This window comes from Streptomyces sp. NPDC041124 (assembly GCF_055592385.1).
On sequence record NZ_JBVIYR010000009.1, the window covers coordinates 100,143 to 121,118 of the forward strand.

General features: G+C 72.5%; 20 protein-coding genes. 16 read left to right on the plus strand and 4 right to left on the minus strand.

Going from position 1 to position 20,976, the window contains the following annotated elements; all coding sequences use genetic code 11:
- Positions 1-248: 248 nt before the first annotated feature.
- A complete protein-coding gene (locus tag ACZ6A9_RS24115) occupies positions 249-1,517 on the plus strand; it encodes a globin domain-containing protein (RefSeq protein ID WP_468988822.1) in 1,269 nt (422 codons plus the stop codon).
- Here ACZ6A9_RS24115 and ACZ6A9_RS24120 read toward each other — a convergent pair.
- Positions 1,507-2,286: an alpha/beta fold hydrolase gene (locus ACZ6A9_RS24120; RefSeq protein ID WP_468988825.1), complete on the minus strand. Its 780-nt coding sequence runs from the start codon at positions 2,284-2,286 to the stop codon at positions 1,507-1,509. The genes ACZ6A9_RS24115 and ACZ6A9_RS24120 overlap by 11 nt on opposite strands.
- Positions 2,287-2,375: 89 nt before the next feature.
- On the minus strand, positions 2,376-2,699 hold the full coding sequence (locus ACZ6A9_RS24125) for a DUF427 domain-containing protein (protein ID WP_468988827.1): 324 nt from the start codon (positions 2,697-2,699) through the stop codon (positions 2,376-2,378).
- Positions 2,700-2,772: 73 nt separating this feature from the next.
- Here ACZ6A9_RS24125 and ACZ6A9_RS24130 point away from each other — a divergent pair, with 73 nt between their 5' ends.
- From ACZ6A9_RS24130 to ACZ6A9_RS24155, 6 genes are all read left to right on the plus strand, one after another.
- Positions 2,773-3,576 carry a class I SAM-dependent methyltransferase gene (locus ACZ6A9_RS24130; RefSeq protein WP_468988830.1) on the plus strand — a complete coding sequence of 268 codons (804 nt, stop codon included), beginning with the start codon at positions 2,773-2,775 and terminating at the stop codon, positions 3,574-3,576.
- Complete coding sequence (locus tag ACZ6A9_RS24135) at positions 3,573-4,112, plus strand: LOG family protein (protein ID WP_468988832.1); 540 nt, start codon at positions 3,573-3,575, stop codon at positions 4,110-4,112. Before ACZ6A9_RS24130 ends, ACZ6A9_RS24135 begins: the two co-directional genes overlap by 4 nt.
- An 18-nt stretch (positions 4,113-4,130) precedes the next feature.
- Positions 4,131-4,829 (plus strand): SDR family oxidoreductase, encoded by a 699-nt coding sequence (locus tag ACZ6A9_RS24140; protein WP_468988835.1) that lies wholly within the window; start codon positions 4,131-4,133, stop codon positions 4,827-4,829.
- Between the two features lie 185 nt (positions 4,830-5,014).
- Positions 5,015-6,022 (plus strand): methionine synthase, encoded by a 1,008-nt coding sequence (locus ACZ6A9_RS24145; RefSeq protein WP_468988838.1) that lies wholly within the window; start codon positions 5,015-5,017, stop codon positions 6,020-6,022.
- A 14-nt stretch (positions 6,023-6,036) separates the two neighbouring features.
- On the plus strand, positions 6,037-8,232 hold the full coding sequence (ligA, locus tag ACZ6A9_RS24150) for an NAD-dependent DNA ligase LigA (protein ID WP_468988840.1): 2,196 nt from the start codon (positions 6,037-6,039) through the stop codon (positions 8,230-8,232).
- Between the two features lie 259 nt (positions 8,233-8,491).
- Positions 8,492-10,756 carry a putative bifunctional diguanylate cyclase/phosphodiesterase gene (locus tag ACZ6A9_RS24155; protein WP_468988842.1) on the plus strand — a complete coding sequence of 755 codons (2,265 nt, stop codon included), beginning with the start codon at positions 8,492-8,494 and terminating at the stop codon, positions 10,754-10,756.
- Positions 10,757-10,896: 140 nt separating this feature from the next.
- On the opposite strand, the gene ACZ6A9_RS24160 is transcribed toward ACZ6A9_RS24155, so the two are convergent.
- A complete protein-coding gene (locus ACZ6A9_RS24160; protein WP_468988844.1) occupies positions 10,897-11,487 on the minus strand; it encodes a TetR/AcrR family transcriptional regulator in 591 nt (196 codons plus the stop codon).
- An 84-nt stretch (positions 11,488-11,571) separates the two neighbouring features.
- Between ACZ6A9_RS24160 and ACZ6A9_RS24165 the strand changes: the two genes are divergently transcribed.
- The 5 genes from ACZ6A9_RS24165 to gatB all read left to right on the plus strand — a co-directional run bounded on the left by ACZ6A9_RS24165 (position 11,572) and on the right by gatB (position 15,745).
- Positions 11,572-11,943 (plus strand): DUF4267 domain-containing protein, encoded by a 372-nt coding sequence (locus ACZ6A9_RS24165; RefSeq protein ID WP_468988846.1) that lies wholly within the window; start codon positions 11,572-11,574, stop codon positions 11,941-11,943.
- Positions 11,944-12,182: 239 nt separating this feature from the next.
- Positions 12,183-12,479 (plus strand): Asp-tRNA(Asn)/Glu-tRNA(Gln) amidotransferase subunit GatC, encoded by a 297-nt coding sequence (gene gatC / locus ACZ6A9_RS24170; protein WP_004925108.1) that lies wholly within the window; start codon positions 12,183-12,185, stop codon positions 12,477-12,479.
- Between the two features lie 6 nt (positions 12,480-12,485).
- Positions 12,486-13,982 carry an Asp-tRNA(Asn)/Glu-tRNA(Gln) amidotransferase subunit GatA gene (gene gatA / locus ACZ6A9_RS24175; RefSeq protein ID WP_468988848.1) on the plus strand — a complete coding sequence of 499 codons (1,497 nt, stop codon included), beginning with the start codon at positions 12,486-12,488 and terminating at the stop codon, positions 13,980-13,982.
- Positions 13,979-14,218 (plus strand): hypothetical protein, encoded by a 240-nt coding sequence (locus ACZ6A9_RS24180; RefSeq protein WP_228967225.1) that lies wholly within the window; start codon positions 13,979-13,981, stop codon positions 14,216-14,218. The genes gatA and ACZ6A9_RS24180 overlap by 4 nt, the downstream gene beginning before the upstream one ends.
- Before the next feature lie 15 nt (positions 14,219-14,233).
- Positions 14,234-15,745 carry an Asp-tRNA(Asn)/Glu-tRNA(Gln) amidotransferase subunit GatB gene (gene gatB / locus ACZ6A9_RS24185; protein WP_468988850.1) on the plus strand — a complete coding sequence of 504 codons (1,512 nt, stop codon included), beginning with the start codon at positions 14,234-14,236 and terminating at the stop codon, positions 15,743-15,745.
- A 77-nt stretch (positions 15,746-15,822) separates the two neighbouring features.
- Here the strand turns inward: gatB and ACZ6A9_RS24190 are convergent, their stop codons facing one another.
- Positions 15,823-16,632 carry an SAM-dependent methyltransferase gene (locus ACZ6A9_RS24190; RefSeq protein WP_468988853.1) on the minus strand — a complete coding sequence of 270 codons (810 nt, stop codon included), beginning with the start codon at positions 16,630-16,632 and terminating at the stop codon, positions 15,823-15,825.
- 484 nt (positions 16,633-17,116) lie between these two features.
- Here ACZ6A9_RS24190 and ACZ6A9_RS24195 point away from each other — a divergent pair, with 484 nt between their 5' ends.
- From ACZ6A9_RS24195 to ACZ6A9_RS24210, 4 genes are all read left to right on the plus strand, one after another.
- Positions 17,117-19,363, plus strand: a complete 2,247-nt coding sequence (locus ACZ6A9_RS24195; protein WP_468988855.1) for an MMPL family transporter — start codon at positions 17,117-17,119, stop codon at positions 19,361-19,363.
- The gene (locus ACZ6A9_RS24200; protein ID WP_468988858.1) at positions 19,341-19,913 is read left to right on the plus strand and encodes a GNAT family N-acetyltransferase; all 573 of its coding nucleotides are present in this window, start codon (positions 19,341-19,343) and stop codon (positions 19,911-19,913) included. The genes ACZ6A9_RS24195 and ACZ6A9_RS24200 overlap by 23 nt, the downstream gene beginning before the upstream one ends.
- A gap of 35 nt (positions 19,914-19,948) precedes the next feature.
- Positions 19,949-20,506, plus strand: a complete 558-nt coding sequence (locus ACZ6A9_RS24205; protein ID WP_468988861.1) for a hypothetical protein — start codon at positions 19,949-19,951, stop codon at positions 20,504-20,506.
- Between the two features lie 235 nt (positions 20,507-20,741).
- Entirely contained in the window at positions 20,742-20,921 is a 180-nt protein-coding gene (locus ACZ6A9_RS24210) for a hypothetical protein (protein WP_228967232.1), read from the plus strand.
- Positions 20,922-20,976 lie beyond the last annotated feature (55 nt).

A 20,976-nucleotide genomic window follows, 5' to 3' on the forward strand; every position in this document is an offset into this window, starting at 1 on the left:
CAGGGACCTCCGGCCCCAGGCCGGGGGACCTCCGGCGGCGCCCCGCCCGCCCCTCGCCGTGATGTGCTGCGGACGCGCCCTCTGGCCTGCGCACGGCCACCGTGCACCGGGCCGGAGCGCGCGCACCCTGACACAGAGCCGACAGGAAACGCCGCGATGCCCCGCACAGCCGTCCCCGCCCCAGCCGTCCGCCCGGTGCGTGCCGGCTCCCCGGTGTGCCCCGCCCGGAGCGTGCGGCGGGTGGGCGCGTGACCACCGACTACCACGGTCTGCTCGCCCGGCAGGAGGCCATGCGCCTGCGTGACCGGCTGCGCGCCCCCGCCGGGCACGCGCCGGCACACGCCTCCCCGGTCCCCGTGCCGGCCGGCCTCCCGGCCGTCCCCACCGGGCCCGCCGACCAGGAGGCGATCGTCCGGAACCTGGCGCAGGTCACGCCCTTCGGCGCGCTCATCGAGCACCTCTACGACGCCATGTTCGAGCGGCACCCGTACCTGCGGCAGCTGTTCCCCGCGTCGATGGAGTTCCAGATGGCCCACCTGGAGCGGGCCTTCCGGTACCTGATCGAGAACCTGGACCATCCCGACGAGGTGACCGCCGTCTTCACCCGCCTCGGCCGCGACCACCGCAAACTCGGTGTGCTCCCGGTGCACTACGAGGTGTTCGGGGAGTCGCTCCAGGAGGCGCTCCGGCGGCAGGCCGGAGGACGGCTCGGCGGCGACGTCACGGGCGCGTGGCTGCGCATGGTGCGGTTCGCCGCCGCGGCCATGGTGCGGGGCGCGAACGACGCGCTGGGCGAACCGGCCTACTGGAGCGGCACGGTGACCCACCACCAGCGCCTCCGCCCGGACCTCGCCGTTCTCCGCCTCCGCCCGTCCGAGCCGTACCCCTGTCTGCCCGGTCAGTACGTGCGGCTGCAGAGTCCGCTGCTCCCGCACACCTGGCGCCCGTACACCCCGGCCGGCCGGCCGGGGACCGACGGCGAACTGGAGTTCCACATCCGGCGCACCGGCCCCGGCGGTGTGAGCGACGCCCTGGTGACCGGCACCGGCCCCGGCGACACCCTGCTGCTGGGACCGGCCCAGGGCACCACGACCCTGGACGACGACCCCGCCCGGGACGTGCTGATCGTGGCCGGCGGCACCGGCTGGGCCACCGCCAGGGCGCTGCTCGAGGACCTGGCCGCGCGCCGCGTCCCGGGCCGCTCCGCGCACCTGTTCCTCGGCGCCCGTACCGCTGACGACCTGTACGACGAGCCGGCGCTCGTCCGACTGGAGAACCGCTGCCCCTGGCTGCGGGTGGTCCGGGTCACCGAGGACGGCTCCGGCCGCTGCGAGCACGGCCCCGTGGGCGCGGCGGTCGCCCGGCACGGCGACTTCACCGGGCACGTCGCGTACGTCAGCGGCCCGCCCGCCATGGTCACCGCGGTGACCCGGCACCTCTCCGTACTCGGGCTGCCCGCCGACCGCGTCCGGCACGACCCGGTCCCCGACCGCCCCCTGGCGGGCCTCACCCCTTGAAGAACTCCGCCAGCACCGGCGCCAGGACGTCCGGTTCCACCATGTGGGTCTGTCCCCCCAGGGCGCGGTACGCGCCCCGGGGGACCGACTCCGCGATCGCCCGCGCGGCCTCGCGCATCCACGCCGGACTCGCGTCCCCCGCGATCGACAGCACCGGCACCCCGATCCCCGCCAGCATCTCGCGCGGCACGCTCCCGTCGCCCATCACGGCGTCGTCGTACGCCAGGCTCGGCGCCATCGACTCCATCGCGGCCCACATCGGGGACTGCCGGGCACCCTCGATGACCGCTTCACCGAGCCCGGTCAGCCGCAGGAAGAGCTCCACCGCGTCCCCGCGCCGCCCCTCCGCGAGCGCCGCCGTCAACTCCTCGGTGTACCGGGCGCGTTCCTCCCGATCCTCCGCCGACATCGCGAACGGCGTCTCGTACACCGCGACCTGACGTACCGCCAGCCCGCTCGCCGCCGCCCGGAGCGCCAGCGCACCCCCCGAGGACACGCCGTACAGGGCCGCCTCACCGCCCACCGCCTCGATCAACGCCGCCAGGTCCTCGACCTCCCGCTCCACCGCGTACGGCGCCGTGTCACCGCTCGCGCCCCGGCCCCGGCGGTCGTACACGACCACCCGGAACCGCTCCGACAGGGGAGCCGCCAGCGGCGCCACCGTGGCCCCCGTCGACATCGCACCGCTGACGAGGACGATCGTGGAACCCCGGCCGGCGCTCTCGTAGGCCAGCGAGGTGCCGTCGCGCGAAGAGATGTTCTCGTCCATGTCTCGACAGACTGCCGCACGGCGCGGAGTTCGTCGGGGAGGCGGGCGGCGCGTCCGCCGAGCGCAACCCTTCTACGCGAGCGACGCCGTCAGCCGACCTCCACGTCGTAGAAGCACAGGTGGTCCCTGATCTCCGCGACGTCCGCCTTCGGCTCCGGGTACGCCCACACCAGGTCCGCGGCGTCCGGCAGGGACCAGTACGAGGCGGTGCCCTTGAACGGGCAGTGCGTGTGGGTCGCGGACGGCGTCAGCAGATCGAGCCGTACGTCCTCCGGCGGGATGTAGTAGCGGGCGGGACAGCCCGTCTCGTGCAGCACCAGCGCCCGGTCGCTCTCCGCCAGCACCTGCCCGTCGCGCACGACGCGCACGTGCCGGTCACTGGGCTCGACGGTGATGCGGTGGCCCTTGGTCACGATCGCTCCTCACGAGTAGCCGACTCGGAGATGACAGCGCACGCTGGAGCGGAGTTCTTCCCGAGGAGGTCCCATGGGAGCCAGGAACACCGGCAGGAACCGGGGAAGTCTCACCCACCGGGCCCGCTACGCCCTGGGCCACCCGCGGCGCGTCCCCGCCCACGCGCGCCGCGCCCTGCGGGACGCCTGGCTGCGGCTGCTCCACCGCGACCACATCGCCTACTACCGCGCGGTCATGGCCTCCGACGCCGCCCGCAGCGCCGAGGCCGCCGTCGGCCACAACCCCTCGCGCGAGCAGTGGGCGCGCATCGGCCGGATGCAGTTCGACTACCTGGTCGGGCACGGTCTGCGGCCCCACCACCGGATGCTGGACATCGGCTGCGGCAACCTCCGCGCGGGGCGCCTGTTCATCGACCACCTGGCACCCGGCCACTACTACGGCATCGACATCTCGCCGCACATCCTGCTCGCCGCCCAGGACACCCTCGTACGCGACGGACTCCAGGCCAAGCTGCCCCACCTGACCCTGGCGAACGACCTCACCCTCGCCTTCCTGCCCGACGCCCACTTCGACGTCGTGCACGCGCACAGCGTCTTCTCGCACTCGCCCCGGCACGTCGTCGAGGAGTGCTTCGCGCACGTCGGCCGGGTGCTGGCGCCCGGCGGGTTCTTCGACTTCACCTTCGACCGCACCGAGGGCGAGGAGCACCAGGTGCTGCACGAGGACTTCTACTACCGGACCGAGACGCTGGCGGAGCTCGCCGCAGGACACGGCCTGTCGGCGCGGTTCATGGACGACTGGGAGGAGCTGCCGCACCGGCAGTCGAAGATGCGGCTGACCGTGATGTCCGACCGGGCCCGTACCGTGGGGCCGTGAACATCTGCGTCTTCCTCTCCGCCGCCGACCTCGACGACCGCTACACCGGACCCGCGCGGGACTTCGCACGGCTGCTCGGCAAGGGCGGGCACACCCTGGTCTGGGGCGGCTCGGACACCGGTCTGATGAAGGTCGTCGCCGACGGGGTGCAGGAGGCGGGCGGCCGGCTGTGCGGCGTCTCCGTGGAGTTCCTCGCGGCCAAGGCACGCGACGGCGTCGACGAGATGGTGATCGCGGGGGACCTCGCCGAGCGGAAGCGGCTGCTGCTGGAGAAGGCCGACGCGGTCGTCGTCATGGTCGGCGGCACCGGCACCCTCGACGAGGCGACCGAGATCCTGGAACTGAAGAAGCACGGGCACACCGAGAAGCCGGTGGTGCTGCTGAACACCGCCGGGTTCTACGACGGGCTCAAGGAGCAGTTCCGCCGCATGGACGCCGAGGGCTTCCTGCCCCGCCCCCTCACCGACCTGGTCTTCTTCGCCGAGGAGCCGGTGGGCGCGCTGGCGTACCTGGAGGAGAGCCTGGGCGTGGAGTGAGCGCCCGGTGATGCGAGCATGGCGGGCATGGCTACACATGTGATCACCGGAGCGGGCTCCGGCATCGGCGCGGCCGTCGCCCGCCGCCTGCACGCGCGCGGGGACGACCTCGTGCTGCACGCGCGGGACGCGGGCCGGGCGAAGGAACTGGCGGCCCGGTTCCCCGGTGCCCGCACCCTCGTCGGCGACCTCGCCGATCCCGACCGGCTGAGCTGGGCCTTCTCCCACCAGCCGCTCCCCGAGCAGGTGGACTCCCTCCTCCACGTCGCCGGCGTGGTCGACCTCGGCCCGGTCGGCGAGCTGACCCCGAAGACCTGGCGCCACCAGCTCAACGTCAACCTCGTGGCGCCCGCCGAACTGACCCGCCACTTCCTGCCGCAGCTCCGCGTGAGCCGCGGCCACGTCCTCTTCGTCAACTCCGGCGCCGGCCTGGCCGCCCACGCCGGCTGGTCCGCCTACGCGGCCTCCAAGCACGGCCTGAAGGCCCTCGCCGACTCCCTGCGCCACGAGGAGCACGGCAACGGCGTCAGGGTCACCTCCGTCTACCCCGGCCGCACCGCCGGCCCCATGCAGGCCAAGGTCCACCAGCAGGAGGGCAAGGACTACGACCCGGGCAGGTGGATCGACCCCGAGTCGGTCGCCACGACGATCGTGACGGCCCTGGACCTCCCGAGGGACGCCGAGATCAACGACCTGACCGTACGACCGGGACGGTGACCCCCAGCCCGCCCGGGTCACCAGCCCTGTCCGGGGCGGGCAGGTCACCCAGCCCGTCCGGCGTGTGAGGACGAGGCCCGTCCGGGGCCGAAAGGGGCTCCGGGGCGCAGCCCCCGGGGGACGGGACGGGAAGGGGCGGCGGGGGCGAGACCCCCCCGCCGCGAAGCCGACCGTACGCTTCTCGCGTGAGCGAAAACAGCCAGCCCCCCTTCGGCCCCGCCACCGGCGTCGGCTCCCTCCCGGGCGGCGACGCCCGGGAAGCCGCCAAAACGGTCACCGGCAGCTTCGAGGACTTCCCCCACCTCCCCGAACTCCCGGCCCGCGGCCCCGGCGCCGACATGATCGGCCGCACCGCCGGCCTGCTCGTGGAGCTGTACGCCCGGGTCGAACCCAGCGGCTGGCGCATCGGCGACCACCCCGGCCGCGACACCAGACGCGCCCGCTCCTGGCTCCGCGAGGACCTCGACGCGCTGGAGGAGTTCACCCAGGACTACCAGGGCCCGCTCAAGGTCCAGGTTGTCGGCCCCTGGACCCTCGCCGCCTCCCTGGAGATGAAGAACGGCGAGTCCGCCCTCTCCGACCCCGGCGCCTGCCGCGACCTCGCCGCCTCCCTCACCGAAGGGCTCCGCCTCCACCTCGACGAACTGCGGCGGCGCATCCCCGGCGCCCGCCCCGTCCTCCAGCTCGACGAGCCCTCCCTCACCGCCGTACTGCGCGGACAGGTGCGCACCGCGAGCGGCTACCGCACCCACCGCGCGGTGGACCGGCAGATCGTCGAGGCGACACTGCGCGGCGTCGTCGGGGTTCACGACGGCGGCCCCGTCGTGGTCCACTCGTGCGCACCGGACGTCCCGTTCGCCCTGCTGCGCCGGGCGGGCGCGGCGGCGGTCTCCTTCGACGTCTCCCTCCTCACCGAGCGTGACGACGAGGCGATCGGGGAAGCGGTGGAGGGCGGGATGCGGCTGTTCGCCGGTGTCGTCCCGGGCACGGACGGACCGTTGTCCGACCCGGGCGGTAGCGTCATGGGTGTCAGGACGCTCTGGCGCAGGCTGGGGCTGCGGCCGGGACTCCTCCCGGAGGCGGTCACGATCACTCCGGCGTGCGGACTCGCGGGGGCTTCTCCCGCGTACGCGCGCGCGGCCTACGCACACTGCGTCAGGGCGGCGAGATCCCTCGCGGACAACCCAGAGTAACGGGAGGACACACGGTGGCCGGCGACAAGCAAGCGGAGACGACGAGCGTGCCCGCCGAGGCGCGGGAGCAGCACGCCCGGCTCGCCGAGCAGATCGAGGAGCACCGCTTCCGGTACTACGTGAACGACGCCCCCGTCATCAGCGACGCCGACTTCGACACGCTGCTGCGCGACCTGGAGGCGCTGGAGGACCGGCACCCGGAACTGCGCACCCCGGACTCGCCGACCCAGAAGGTCGCGGGCGCGTACGAGACGGAGTTCACCTCCGTGCGGCACGTCTCCCGGATGCTCTCCCTCGACAACACCTTCAACGACGACGACCTCGCCGCCTGGGCCGAGCGCATCCACAAGGAGCTGGGCGAGCAGAAGTTCCACTTCCTGTGCGAGCTGAAGGTCGACGGCCTCGCCGTCAACCTCACCTACGAGCGGGGCCGGCTGGTCCGCGCGGCGACCCGCGGCGACGGCCGCACCGGCGAGGACATCACGCCCAACGTCCGCACCATCGCCGAGATCCCGGACCGGCTGACGGGCGAGAAGGTGCCCGGCCTGGTGGAGATCCGCGGCGAGGTCTACTTCCCGATGGAGAAGTTCCAGGAGCTGAACGCCCGGCTGGTCGCGGCCGGCGACAAGCCCTTCGCCAACCCGCGCAACGCGGCGGCCGGTTCGCTGCGGCAGAAGGACCCGCGGATCACCGCCACCCGCCCGCTGCACATGGTGGTCCACGGCATCGGCGTCCTGGAGGGCTACAAGGGCATGACCCGCCTCTCCCAGGGATACGACCTGCTCAAGACCTGGGGCCTGCCCACCTCCGAGCACAACAGGGTCGTCGACGACCTCGCCGGCGTACGGGAGTTCATCGCCCACTACGGCGAGAACCGCCACTCCGTGGCCCACGAGATCGACGGCGTCGTCGTCAAGCTCGACGAGATCCCGCTCCAGGGCCGCCTCGGCACCACCTCGCGCGCCCCGCGCTGGGCCATCGCCTACAAGTACGCGCCCGAGGAGGTCAACACCAAGCTGGTGGACATCCGCGTGGGCGTGGGCCGTACGGGCAGGGTCACCCCCTACGCGCAGGTCGAGCCGGTCACGGTCGCCGGGTCCGAGGTCGAGTTCGCCACGCTGCACAACCAGGACGTGGTCAAGGCCAAGGGTGTGCTCATCGGTGACACGGTGGTGCTCCGCAAGGCAGGTGACGTCATCCCCGAGATCCTCGGTCCGGTCGTCGACAAGCGCGACGGCAGCGAGCGGGAGTTCGTGATGCCCGCCGAGTGCCCGGAGTGCGGCACGCCGCTCAGGCCGATGAAGGAGGGCGACATCGACCTGCGCTGCCCCAACGCCCGTTCCTGCCCGGCTCAGTTGCGGGAGCGGCTGTTCTACCTGGCCGGGCGCAAGGCGCTGGACATCGAGCACTTCGGCTATGTCGCCGCGGCGGCGCTGACCAGGCCGCTGGAGCCGGAGGACCCGCCGCTGAAGGACGAGAGCGACCTCTTCGACCTCACCGTCGAGCAGCTGCTGCCCATCAAGGCGTACGTCCTCGACCAGGACAGCGGGCTGCCCAAGCGGGACCCGAAGACGGGCGAGGAGAAGATCGCCACCGTCTTCGCCAACCAGGAGGGCGAGCCCAGGAAGAACGCGATCGCGATGCTGGCGAACATCGCGGCGGCCAAGGAGCGTCCGCTGGCCCGCGTGCTGACCAGTCTGTCGATCCGTCATGTCGGGCCGGTCGCGGCGGAGGCGCTGGCCCGTGAGTTCCGCTCCATCGACCGCATCGAACAGGCCACCGAGGAGGAGCTGGCGGGCACCGAGGGGGTCGGCCCGACCATCGCCGCCTCCCTCAAGCAGTGGTTCGCGCAGGACTGGCACCGGGAGATCATCCGCAAGTGGAAGGCGGCCGGCGTCCGCATGGAGGACGAGGGGGCAGGCGAGGACGAGGGGCCGCGTCCGCTGCAAGGACTCACCGTCGTCGTGACCGGAACCCTGGAGGAGTTCACCCGGGATGGCGCGAAAGAGGCGCTGCAGAATCAGGGCGCGAAGGTGACCGGTTCCGTGTCCAAGAAGACGTCGTTCGTCGTGGTGGGCGACAATCCCGGGTCAAAATATGACAAGGCGATGCAGCTCAAGGTGCCGGTTCTGAACGAAGAGGGCTTCGCCGTCCTTCTCGAGCAGGGGCCGATGGCCGCGGCCGACGTCGCCCTTTCGGCCGAGGAATAGCGGTTGAAGGCCACCCGATCTGCGCATACCAGATGCATACGGGTGGCTGGGGCGCATTCGGGCAACCGTCGGCGACCGGGGCCCGTGGAAGCCGTCCGCGGCCTACTGTTGAGATGTGCGCCTGCCGTGCCCCGTCGCGGTCGGGGCAGACCCCGCACCCGCGAAGGGCCGGGGGAAGGACTTTCCACCGCGGAGCCGCTGAGGGCTGTCGGGCATCGGGCCGCGTGGCGTGGGCACCGCCGGCTGTGAGAGGGACGGAATGGAACCGACCGAGAGCGCCGCTACGGGCTCACGGCTGCGCCTGCGCCGCAGGGCGGTCGCGTGGCGGCGCGGCCGTGGGGGCGGGCGGCCCGCGGGGCCGCCGGGCGCGCGGGTGCGCGCCGGCGAGAGCTCCGCGGGCGGGCGCGGCGCCGGACCGCAGGCCGCCGGGCACGGCCCCCGGCTGTCCACGTCACTGTCGGCGTCACTGTCCGAGACGGACACCGAACGGCACCCGTCCTGGCCCGCGTTGCCCACCGCGGTCGTCGCGGCGGCCGGCTTCGTGCTCGGCGCCGGCTTCCTGCGCGCCTTCACCGCCGGACACGCGCTCTTCCCGTCCGGCACCGTCGGCTGGTCCCTGGCCGTGCTCACCGGGATCATCGTCGGGCACCTCGTGATGCTGGGCCGCTCCCGCTGGTGGGGCGGCACCGGCTCCGGCGCCGCCCTCACCCTCGCCGTGCTCATGCTGTACGGCTGGATCGCGGCCGTACTGGTCAGCCTCACCGTCGTCGTACTGGTCGGGGTCGCCCGGCGGGGCCGCTGGCGGCAGGGGGTGCTGCACGGCTCGGTGGACCTGCTCGGCATCGGCGCGGGCGCGCTGGTGCTGGCAGCGTTCGGCTCGGTGCCGTCCGTCGAGTCGCCGTCCACGCCCGACACCTGGACGCCCTACACCGCACCCGGCGTGGTGCTGCTCGCCGCGGTCTACCTCGCGGTCACCCGGGGGCTGTTGTGGTATCTGCACACCTCCCGCTCGGGGCTGCCGACCGTGGCGCGCAGCGCCCTGGTCCGGCAGGGGCTGGTCGCGGTGGCCCTGCTCGGCATAGCGCCCCTGGTGTGTGTCGTGGCCGATGCCAAGCCCGTGCTGCTGCCGCTGTTCTCCATCCCGTTGATCGCCCTCGACTCCACCCTGTGGATCGCCCGTGCGCGGGCCGAGGAGCAGCTGCGCGATCCGCTCACCGGGCTGCCCAACCGTCAGTGGCTGCTGGAACGCATCTGGACCGCGCTGGACGACGCGGAGCGGATCGGCGTGCGCTCCGCGCTCATGCTGATCGACCTGGACCGGTTCCGGTCGGTCAACGACACGCTCGGGCATCTCGCCGGTGACCGGCTGCTGTTGCAGATCGCCGACCGGCTGAGAGCAGCGCTGCCGCGCGGGGCGGAGGCCGCGCGGCTCGGCGGTGACGAGTTCGCCGTCTTACTGCCCGTCGCCGACTCCACGACGTCCGCCACCCGCGTCGCCCGCGGGCTCGTCTCCGCCCTCAGCTCCCCCCTCGACCTCGACGGGCTCACCCTCGTCCTGGAGGCGAGTGCGGGAGTCGCCGTGTTCCCGGACCACGCGGTCGACGCGGAAGGGCTGCTGCGGCGGGCGGACGTGGCGATGTACCAGGCCAAGCGGGACCGCACGGGCGTGGAGGCGTACGAGTCCAAGCGCGACTCCAACACCCCCGACCGGCTGGGGCTGCTGGGTGATCTGCGCCGGGCGCTGGACGCCCGCGAGGTGGAGCTGCACTACCAGCCCAAGGTGCGCTTCGACGGACAGGTGTCCGGGCTGGAGGCCCTGGTGCGGTGGGTGCATCCGGAGCGGGGCAAGGTGCCGCCGGACGAGTTCATAGCGATCGCCGAGTCGTCCGGGCTGATGCCGCACCTCACCGAGTACGTACTGGAGACCGCGCTCGGGCAGGTCGCCGAGTGGCGCGCCCAGGGCCTGTTCGTCCCGGTGGCCGTCAACGTCTCGCCGCGCGACGTCCACACCCCCGGCTTCGCCGGTTCCGTCGCGGCGCGGCTGGCCCGGCACGGGGTGCCGGCGGGAGCGCTCCAGCTGGAGATCACCGAGCACGTGCTGCTGGAGGACCCGCAGCGCGCGGCGGACACCCTCAACGCGCTGACCGGGCACGGCGTGAAGATGTCCCTGGACGACTTCGGGACCGGGTACTCCTCGCTGGTGCACCTGCGGCGGCTGCCGGTGAGCGAGCTGAAGATCGACCGTTCGTTCGTGGCGCGGCTGGCCGTCGACACCGAGGACGCGGAGATCGTGCGGTGCACGATCGATCTCGCCCACTCGCTGGGGCTGCTCGTCGTGGCGGAGGGCGTCGAGGACGACGAGACCTGGGAGCGGCTGCGGGACCTGCGCTGCGACGCGGTGCAGGGCTGGCTGGTCGCCGCGGCGATGCCGCCCGAGGAGACGACGGCCTGGCTGCTGGCCCGTGGCTCCCGGGGCTGGGTGCGCACCGCCGCCGCACTGCCGGCCGCGGCCACCGACGAGTGACACCGTCCGCTCCGCCGGGCGGCCGGGCCACAGCCCGTCCGGTATGGGGCGCCCGCCGGCGGGCGTCGGCCTGAGGCGGCGTCCAGGGGCGACGGCCCGCCGGACGACGCCGCCGCCCGGCGGCCCTCGGGCCGCTCCGCTCAGTCCGCGTCGGGGTGGGGTGCGAAGTGGGCGGTCAGGAGGGCGAGTCGGCGTCCGTGGGCTTCCTCGGGCAGCCGGCCGCTGCGCATCAGCGTCACCAGCCCGTGCAGCCCCGCCCAGTACGTCTCGGTGAGCAGCCCGGCGTCGTCGCCCTCGGCCGCGAACGGCTCGACGGCCCTGAGCAGTTCGCCGAACCCCTCCTGAAGGGCGGCGGGAGCCTCGGGGGTGGCGAACGCCAGGTCCACCCGGTGCGTGAACATCGCGTCGTAGAGCGCGGGCCGCCGGCGAGCGAAGTCGGTGTACGCCTTCCCGACGGCCGCCACCCTCGCGCGCGCGTCCCCGGCCGCCGCTGCCGCCGTCCGCAGTGCGGCGGCGAGTTCCTCGAAGCCCCGTACCGCGACCGCCGCCATGATCGCGTCCTTGCCCCTGAAGTGGCTGTACAGGACCGGCTGGCTGTACTCGATCTCCGCGGCCAGACGGCGGGTGGTGACCGCGTCCCAGCCCTCCGCCTCGGCCAGTTCCCGCGCGGCCGTCACGATCAGCCGCTCCCGCTCCGCTCGTTCGCGCTCCCGGCGCGTCTGGATCGTCATCCCTCGATTCTAGCAACGCTAGGCATTCTGTCGACGCTCTGCTAGCGTCACTCTCGTCCCTAGCGCTGCTAGCAAGGAGGAGTCGTGACCGTCCTCGCGTACACCCTGGCCGTCGTGCTCAACCTGTTCTGCCTGTTCCTCGGGTACAGCTTCCTGTTCCGGCCCGCCCCCGCCGCCGCCGGCTACGGCGTCCCGGCCGATCCGCGCGGCGACGCGGGCGCCTATCTGTCGGTCAAGGGCCTCAGGGACGGAGCGTTCGGCGTGGTCGGCCTGGCGCTGCTGGTCTTCGCCGGAGCCCGCGCCGAGGCGTGGTTCATGCTCTGCGTGGCCCTCGTGCCGCTCGGCGACACCCTCCTCGTGCTGCGCCACGGGGGGACGAGGGCCGTGGCCTTCGGCATCCACTTCGCCACCGCGGCCGTCGTCCTGATCGCCGCGGGACTGCTCTTCGCGGTCTGAACGGACTCTCGCCGTCACGAGGCGACGCGCGGAGCCCGCGGGGCAGGAGCGCGGAGCCCGCGAGGCCGCGGCACGGTGACGTCGGGGCTGCGGCACGGTGACGGCGGTCACTTCGCGGACGGCGCCGTCCACGCCGCGCGACACCGGGAGCGGGTCCCGGGCAAACCGTTTACCGGCCACGGCGCCCCGCCCCATAGGATTGGCCCCAAACCACACACACTCACCCAGAGGATCGCTGCATGCCTGGCATTACGCGCGAGGAGGTCGCCCACCTCGCCCGGCTGGCGCGTCTGGAGCTGAAGCCCGAAGAGCTCGACCACTTCGCAGGCCAGCTCGACGACATCATCGGCGCGGTCGCCCGCGTCAGCGAGGTCGCCGACCAAGACGTACCGCCGACCTCGCACCCGCTCCCGCTGACGAACGTCATGCGGCCGGACGAGGTCCGTCCCTCGCTCACCCCCGAGCAGGCGCTCTCCGGCGCCCCGGCCCAGGAGCAGCAGCGTTTCAAGGTGCCGCAGATCCTGGGGGAGGAGTAACCCGCCATGAGCGATCACATCATCAGGCTCACCGCCGCCGAGACCGCCGCGAAGATCGCCTCCGGCGAGCTCACCGCCGTCGAGGTCACCGAGGCGCACCTGGCCCGCATCGAGGCCGTCGACGAGAAGGTGCACGCCTTCCTGCACGTCGACCGTGAGGGCGCCCTGGCGCAGGCGCGGGCCGTCGACGAGAAGCGGGCGCGCGGCGAGAAGCTCGGCCCGCTGGCCGGCGTCCCCCTCGCGCTCAAGGACATCTTCACCACCGAGGGCATCCCGACCACGGTCGGTTCCAAGATCCTCGAGGGCTGGATCCCGCCGTACGACGCGACGCTCACCAAGCGGCTCAAGGCCGCCGACGTGGTCATCCTCGGCAAGACCAACATGGACGAGTTCGCCATGGGGTCCAGCACCGAGAACAGCGCGTACGGGCCGACCGGCAACCCGTGGGACCTCACCAGGATCCCGGGCGGCTCCGGCGGCGGTTCGTCCGCGGCGCTCGCCTCCTTCCAGGCGCCGCTCGCCATCGGCACCGACACCGGCGGTTCCATCCGCGAGCCCGCCGCCGTCACCGGCACCGTCGGCGTGAAGCCGACGTACGGCGCCGTCTCCCGGTACGGCATGGTCGCCTTCTCCAGCTCCCTCGACCAGGGCGGACCCTGCGCCCGCACGGTCCTGGACGCGGCCCTGCTGCACGAGGTGATCGCCGGGCACGACCCGATGGACTCCACCTCCATCGACGCGCCGGTCCCCGCGGTCGTCGAGGCCGCCCGCAACGGCAGCGTCGAGGGCATGCGCGTCGGCGTCGTCAAGCAGTTCCGCGGCGAGGGCTACCAGGCCGGTGTCATCCAGCGGTTCGACGAGTCCGTCGAACTGCTGAAGGAACTCGGTGCCGAGATCGTCGAACTGGACTGCCCGTCCTTCGACCTCGCGCTGTCGGCCTACTACCTGATCGCGCCCTCCGAGTGCTCCTCCAACCTCGCCCGCTTCGACGGCCTGCGCTACGGCCTGCGGACCGGCGACGACGGCTCGCACTCCGCCGAGGAGGTCACCTCGCTGACCCGCGAGGCAGGCTTCGGCGACGAGGTCAAGCGCCGCATCATGCTCGGCACCTACGCGCTCAGCTCCGGCTACTACGACGCGTACTACGGCAGCGCCCAGAAGGTCCGTACGCTGATCAAGCAGGACTTCGACACGGCGTTCGAGCAGGTCGACGTGATCGTCTCCCCGACGACCCCCACCACCGCCTTCCCGATCGGCGAGCGTGCCGACGACCCGATGGCGATGTACCTCGCCGACCTGTGCACCATCCCGACCAACCTGGCGGGCAACGCCGCCATGTCGCTGCCCTGCGGCCTCGCGCCGGAGGACGGCCTGCCGGTCGGGCTCCAGATCATCGCCCCGGTCATGAAGGACGACCGCCTCTACAAGGTGGGTGCGGCCGTCGAGGCCGCCTTCGTGCAAAAGTGGGGCCACCCGCTGCTCGAGGAGGCTCCGTCGCTGTGAGTGCACTGACCAAGGCCAAGGGCTTCAAGAAGTCCAAGTCCGGCACGTACCTGTCCATGGCCGCCACGGCGTTCGGCGCGCTCGGCGTGGCCAAGCGGCTGAGGACGGCCCGCGCCGAGAAGGACACCCTGGTCCTGATCGACGCCACCGTGTCCGCCGCCGCCATCGTCACCGGCCTCGCCATCCTCTACCGCGAGCTGAAGCGGCTGGGCGACGACGACGTCCTGCTGGGCTGAGAGGGAAGTTTCACCGTGACCACCACGACCGACCTGGTGTCGTACGAGGACGCTCTCGCGTCGTACGACCCCGTCATGGGCCTCGAGGTCCATGTCGAACTCGGCACCAAGACCAAGATGTTCTGCGGCTGCTCGACCGAGCTGGGTGCCGACGCCAACGCGCAGACCTGCCCCGTCTGCCTCGGCCTGCCCGGCGCCCTCCCGGTCGTCAACGCGATCGGCGTCGAGTCCGCGATCAAGATCGGCCTCGCGCTGAACTGCGAGATCGCCGAATGGTGCCGCTTCGCCCGGAAGAACTACTTCTATCCGGACATGCCGAAGAACTTCCAGACCTCCCAGTACGACGAGCCGATCGCCTTCGACGGCTACCTCGACGTACAGCTGGAGGACGGCGAGACCTTCCGCGTGGAGATCGAGCGCGCCCACATGGAGGAGGACACCGGGAAGTCCACGCACGTGGGCGGTGCCACCGGGCGCATCCACGGCGCGTCCCACTCGCTGCTCGACTACAACCGCGCGGGCATCCCGCTCATCGAGATCGTCACCAAGCCGATCACCGGTGCCGGCGAGCGTGCCCCCGAGGTCGCGCGGGCGTACGTCCGTGAGCTGCGCGAGCTCATCCGGGCGCTCGGCGTCTCCGAGGCCCGCATGGAGATGGGCCAGATGCGCTGCGACGTGAACCTGTCGCTGCGCCCGCACGGCCGGGAGAAGTTCGGCACGCGCTCGGAGACGAAGAACGTCAACTCGCTCCGGTCCGTGGAGCGTGCCGCCCGTTTCGAGATCCAGCGGCACGCCGCCGTGCTGAACGACGGCGGGACGATCATCCAGGAGACCCGGCACTTCCACGAGGACACGGGGTCCACGACCTCGGGCCGCGTCAAGGAGGAGGCCGAGGACTACCGGTACTTCCCCGAGCCCGACCTGGTTCCGGTGGCGCCCTCGCGCGAGTGGGTCGAGAAGCTGCGGGCGGGGCTGCCCGAGCTGCCGCTGGTGCGCCGCAACCGGCTCCGCGAGGAGTGGGGGATCTCCGGCACCGACATGCAGGCGATCCTCAACGCCGGTGCGCTGGACTCCATCGTCGCCACGATCGACGCCGGTGCCGACGCCGCCTCCGCCCGCAAGTGGTGGATGGGTGAGCTGGCCCGCGCCGCGAACGAGTCCGGCACGGCCCTCGACGAACTGGCGATCACCCCGGCGCAGGTCGCCCGGGTCACCGAGCTGGTGAACGCCGGGGACCTCAACGACAAGCTGGCCCGCCAGGTCATCGAGGGTGTCCTCGCGGGCGAGGGCACGCCGGACGAGGTCGTCGACAAGCGCGGTCTGAAGGTCGTGTCCGACGAGGGCGCGCTCACCACGGCCGTGGAGGAGGCCATCGCCGGCAACCCGGCCATCGCGGACAAGATCCGCGGCGGCAAGGTCGCCGCGGCCGGCGCGCTGGTCGGCGCCGTCATGAAGGCCACGCGCGGGCAGGCCGACGCGGCCCGCGTGAAGGAGCTGATCCTTCAGAAGCTGGACGTCGAGGGCTGAGGCCCCGGCAGCACGGGAGAGGGGACGCATCCGGCCGGGTGCGTCCCCTCTGTCATGGGATCAGTGACGGTGCGCGGTCAGGTACGGCGGCCCACCACGCGGGCGAAGCCCAGGGTGCGGCCCCGGTCCGCGCGCAGCAGGTCCGCGTTCTCCCGGCACATCCGCACGTGGAACTCCTCCGTGCTCATCTCGGCCACGGCGTCGCACCACAGCAGCCACTCCTGCCAGCCGTCCCGCAGCCAGTCGGCCGTCTCGACCTCCACGGCCCCGCTGCGGGTCCAGTGGCGGCTCCACCAGGCGGGGGAGTGGAAGCACCAGAAGGCCGGCTCCCAGAAGGGAGCCAGGTGCTCCGGCGGTTCACTGCCGGCGATCTCCTCGCCGATCGCCGGGACGACCACGCCGATCCGCCCGCCGGGCTTCAGCAGCCGGGTCAGCGTCGGCAGGTAGAGATCGTCGGTACCGAAGTACTGGTAGGCGTCGATCGAGACGATCGCGTCGAAGCTCTCCTCCCCGAAGGGCAGGTCGTGCGCCTCGGCGTGCACCGGCAGCACCCGGTCGGCCACCCCCGCCTCGGCGATCCGGCGCTGGTTCTCCTCCGGCCGGATCCACAGATCGGCCGCGGTGACCTGGACGTCGTACTCCTTGGCGAGGAAGACCGACGTCATGGCGCGTCCGCAGCCCAGGTCGAGCACCCGCGCGCCGGGGCGCAGGGTGTCCGGGCCGAGGGCCGGGGCGAGCCACTCCAGCAGCCACAGTGCGTGCGGGCCCATCGCGTTGTCGACGGTCCAGCGGATGTCGTACGTGGCGCTTCGGGGGTACCGGGGGAGGGCGAGGCGGCTAGCGAGGTCGCCGGGAGGGGCGGTGTGCTCCGTGGTGATGTCCGACATCGGTGAACGGGCTCCTTGAGGCCGTGAAGGGGGAACAGGTCGCGTCGGAGAGCGGGCGGACAAGCATCCAAGCACCTGCTTCGGCCGGCGGCGGGCTGCCGCGGAATGTCGGACCGACGGACGCTAACAGGCGGCGGGCGGCATCCGCATCCGACTTTCCCGCCCGTCGCACTACGCCCCCGCGGCATGAGCGGACGAACCGATTCCGACCTGCCCGTGGACCCTCGCCCCGCGGACCCTGCCCGGCGGATCCTCGCCCGGGGGACGTCGACAGTGGCGGTGCGCGGCGCGCCCGGTGGACCCCGTCCGGCGACCGGTTCGACTGACCGGTTCCGAAATGTGAGTTAGTGCACGAAAGCGACAAACGATCTCTTTCGCCTGCGACAGTGGCAGTCATTGCTCATGCGTTCTTTGCGGGCTGTTGCGTCATCGCACGACTGTTCCCGGTCAAAGATCCACCCCGAGTCACTCCGGGAGCACATTCGTGGCAGCCCTCGCACGCTGGTGTGTCCAACGCCGTCTGATACCCGTCCTGCTGTGGCTCCTCGCCCTCGGCGGGGTCGCCGCAGGAGCCTTCGCCTCCGGCTCCGCCTACTCCAACGACTACCAGGTGCCGGGCACCGAGTCCGGGCGGGCCGCCGAACTGCTGCACGAGGGCTTCCCCGGCCTCGGCGGCGACAGCGACAACGTGGTCTGGCACACATCGTCCGGCAGTGTGCGGGACACCGGCGTCGAGCAGAGCATGACCCGCACCCTGGACCGCATCGAGCGGCTGCCCGGCGTGGCCGCCGTGAGCGGCCCCTACGACGACGAGGGCGCCGGACGCGTCAGCCAGGACGGCCGCACCGCCTACGCCACGGTCACCTTCGACGACCAGGCCGAGGACATCGACGCGGGCCAGGCCGCTGCCGTGGTGGAGACGGCCAAGGCCGCCGAGGCCGACGGGCTGCAGGTCGAGCTGAGCGGCGGCACCGTCGAGCTCAGCGAGGCCACCGGCGGGCACACCGCCGAGATCGTCGGCGTGCTGGTCGCCACCGTCGTCCTCCTCCTCGCCTTCGGTTCGCCCGCCGCGGCGCTGCTGCCCATCGCCACCGCCCTGGTCAGTGTGGGCACCGCCTACGCGGGGATCGTGCTGCTCGGTCACGTCATGACCGTCGCCGACTTCGCGCCGATGCTCGGCATGCTGATCGGGCTCGGCGTGGGCATCGACTACGCCCTGTTCATCGTCACCCGGCACCGGCGCGGACTCAAGCGCGGCCTCACCGTCACCGAGGCCGCAGGCAACGCCGTGGCCACCACCGGACGGGCGGTCGTCTTCGCGGGTGCGACCGTCTGCATAGCCCTGCTGGGCATGCTGATCCTGCGGCTGAACTTCCTCAACGGCGTCGCCATAGCCGCCGCGCTCACCGTGGTGCTCACCGTCGCCGCCTCCATCACCCTGCTGCCCGCCCTGCTGTCGTTCATCGGCATGCGCGCGCTCAGCCGCCGGGAGCGGCGCCGGCTGGCCGAGCACGGGCCCGAGCCGGAAGTGCCGACCGGTTTCGCGGCCCGCTGGTCGGCGTTCGTGGAGCGCCACCCGAAGCTGCTCGGCGCGGTCGCCGTCGTCGTCATGGCCGTCCTCACGCTGCCCACCTTCTCGCTCCACCTGGGCACCTCCGACCAGGGCAACGACCCCACGACGTCCACCACCCGCCAGGCCTACGACCTCCTTGCCGACGGTTTCGGCCCCGGGGTGAACGGCCCCCTCACCCTCGTCGCCGAGATCGATGACGCCGGGGACCGGCTCGCCCTGGACAACCTCGGCACCACCCTGCGCGACACCGACGGGGTCGCGTCCGTGTCACCGGCGACCTACGGCCGGGGCGGCGACACCGCCTACCTCACCGTCGTACCGGACTCCTCCCCGCAGTCCGAGCAGACCAGCGACCTCGTCGACCGGCTGCGTTCCGACGTGCTGCCCCGGGCGGAGTCGGGCACCTCGCTCGATGTGCACGTCGGCGGTGTGACGGCCGGGTACGACGACTTCGCCGACGTCATCGTCTCCAAGCTGCCGCTCTTCGTCGGCGTCGTCATCGGCCTGGGCTGTCTGCTGCTCCTGCTGGGCTTCCGCTCGCTCGCCATCCCGCTGAAGGCCGCCGCGATGAACGTGGCCGCCGTCGCCGCCACCTTCGGCGTCATCGTCGCGATCTTCCAGTGGGGCTGGGGCAGCGAGATGCTGGGCCTCGGCTCCGGAGGACCGATCGAACCCTTCCTGCCGGTGATCATGGTCTCCGTCCTCTTCGGGCTCTCCATGGACTACCAGGTCTTCCTGGTGAGCCGGATGCACGAGGAATGGCTGGAGACCGGCGACAACCGGCGCGCCGTCCGCGTCGGCCTCGCCGAGACCAGCCGGGTGATCAACTCCGCCGCAGTGATCATGATTTCGGTGTTCCTCGCCTTCGTCCTCACCGGCGACCGCGTGATCGCCATGTTCGGCATCGCGCTGGCCGTGGCCGTCGCCCTCGACGCCTTCGTCCTGCGCACCCTGCTCGTCCCCGCGCTGATGCACCTCCTCGGCGGTGCCAACTGGTGGCTGCCGCGCCGGCTGGACCGCGTCCTGCCGAGGATCAGCATCGAGCCGCCCGAGGCCCGTGCCGCCCATGAGAGGCTGGCCGCCGCCACGGACGCCGAGGTGGCGTGCGTGCTGGCCGAGGAGGAGCGACAGCGAGATGTACGCGATACGACTGGGTGACGACGGAGCCGAACTGCGTCCGCTGGAGCCGTGGCACGCGGAGGAGTTCCTCGCCCACCTGGACCGGGGCCGGGACTTCATCAACCGGTACGTCCCCTTCGGCGCCAAGGCCACGGACGTGGCCGGCGCGCGGGAGGCGCTCCAGCGGTACGCCGACTGGCGGGCCGCCGACACGGCCTCCCTGCACGGGCTTTGGCTGGACGGCACGCTCGTGGGCGGCGTGCTCACCCTGAACTTCGACGCCGCGAACGGCAGCTGCGAGGTCGGCTGCTGGCTGGAGCCCGCCGCCACCGGGCGCGGGCTGGTCACCCGTGCCATGCGGGTGCTCATCGACTGGGCGGTCGAGCAGCGCGGGATCCACCGGGTCGAATGGGTCGCCGCCACCGGCAACGCGCCGAGCGTCGCGGTGGCCCGCCGGCTCGGGATGACCCGTGACGGGGTCCGCCGCGAGGCCCATCTCCACCACGGGGTCCGCCACGACCTGGAGGTGTGGTCCGTCCTGGCCCCGGAGTGGCGGGCACGCCGCGGTCACCCGCACCACGCTCATTAAGCGGACTCTCAGAGAGCGTCCGTACGGTGCGGAACATGGGAACCAGCACAGCGGACGAAACCGAAACCGGAACCGGAACGGGCACCGGGCGCGACGAGACGGCGGCGGACGCCACCGAGGCCGACGACGTCACGGACCAGGGGACGGGGGAGGAAACGGAAGCGGAGCGGGCCGTACCCGGGGCGGGCGGGAGCCCGTCCGGTGTCGGGCAGGGCGCCGCCGCCCTCGTCTCGGCGGCACTGGGCCTGGTCTCGCTCACCGGCAGCTGGCTGGGCACCGTCGCCGCCGCGCGCGAGACCCTCGTGGGCCAGCTGGAGGCCGCGGCGGACGCCGGCGTCGCCACCCAGGTCAAGGAGATGTACGGCGACGCCTGGAACACCAGCGCGGTGTGGGGCGGCCTCTTCGCGCTGACCGCGCTGATCGTCGGCGTGGTCGTGCTCGCCAGGCCCGCCTTCGGGGCGCCCCGGCGGACCGTCCAGGCGCCCTGGATCAAGTCGGTCGCCTGGGCGGGTGTCACGCTCGGGGTCATCGGACTGCTGCTGGCGGTCCTCAAGTACACCGGCGTACTGCTGGGGCTGCCCGCCACCGGCTGATGAGCCAAGCGCAGGTCACGGGGGGTTTCCGGGCGGCCGGGGGCCCCTCGTCGCGTCCCGGGGCCGAGGGGGCCTAAGGGGCCCTAAGAGCGCCGGACGTCCTGCTCAGTGGCTTCTTAAGGCACCGCGCACGCCACAGATACGGAACCTTCCCGATGTGACGGGCCCGCCTCACGGACGAAGGTGGAGGCATCGCGGACAGCGATACCGACACCGGATCCGCCAGGAGGCCACCATGTTCGAGTACGCACTCCACCAGCTGCGCCACGACGAGCTCGTCCGCCGGGCCGAGCACGAACGCCTGGCCATGGAGGTCAGCCGCCTCCGCCGCGCCGCCCGCCGTGAAGCCGCCGCACGCACCGCCGAGGCCGAGAGCCATAGCCACCGCCGGCGCCGGTTCGCCCGGGCCGCCTGACCCGCGGACGGCGGCCGCACGGGGGTCGGCCGCCGTCCCCCACCCCGCACCGGGC

Excerpts from the sequence above, each read along its gene's own strand:
- ACZ6A9_RS24205 (WP_468988861.1), top strand. The coding sequence starts at position 19,949 with ATGGGAACCAGCACAGCGGACGAAACCGAAACCGGAACCGGAACGGGC.
- ACZ6A9_RS24130 (WP_468988830.1), top strand. The coding sequence starts at position 2,773 with ATGGGAGCCAGGAACACCGGCAGGAACCGGGGAAGTCTCACCCACCGG.
- ACZ6A9_RS24160 (WP_468988844.1), bottom strand. The coding sequence starts at position 11,487 with ATGACGATCCAGACGCGCCGGGAGCGCGAACGAGCGGAGCGGGAGCGG.
- ACZ6A9_RS24120 (WP_468988825.1), bottom strand. The coding sequence starts at position 2,286 with ATGGACGAGAACATCTCTTCGCGCGACGGCACCTCGCTGGCCTACGAG.
- ACZ6A9_RS24210 (WP_228967232.1), top strand. The coding sequence starts at position 20,742 with ATGTTCGAGTACGCACTCCACCAGCTGCGCCACGACGAGCTCGTCCGC.
- ACZ6A9_RS24200 (WP_468988858.1), top strand. The coding sequence starts at position 19,341 with ATGTACGCGATACGACTGGGTGACGACGGAGCCGAACTGCGTCCGCTG.
- ACZ6A9_RS24140 (WP_468988835.1), top strand. The coding sequence starts at position 4,131 with ATGGCGGGCATGGCTACACATGTGATCACCGGAGCGGGCTCCGGCATC.
- ACZ6A9_RS24190 (WP_468988853.1), bottom strand. The coding sequence starts at position 16,632 with ATGTCGGACATCACCACGGAGCACACCGCCCCTCCCGGCGACCTCGCT.
- ACZ6A9_RS24155 (WP_468988842.1), top strand. The coding sequence starts at position 8,492 with ATGGAACCGACCGAGAGCGCCGCTACGGGCTCACGGCTGCGCCTGCGC.
- gatC (WP_004925108.1), top strand. The coding sequence starts at position 12,183 with ATGCCTGGCATTACGCGCGAGGAGGTCGCCCACCTCGCCCGGCTGGCG.
- gatA (WP_468988848.1), top strand. The coding sequence starts at position 12,486 with ATGAGCGATCACATCATCAGGCTCACCGCCGCCGAGACCGCCGCGAAG.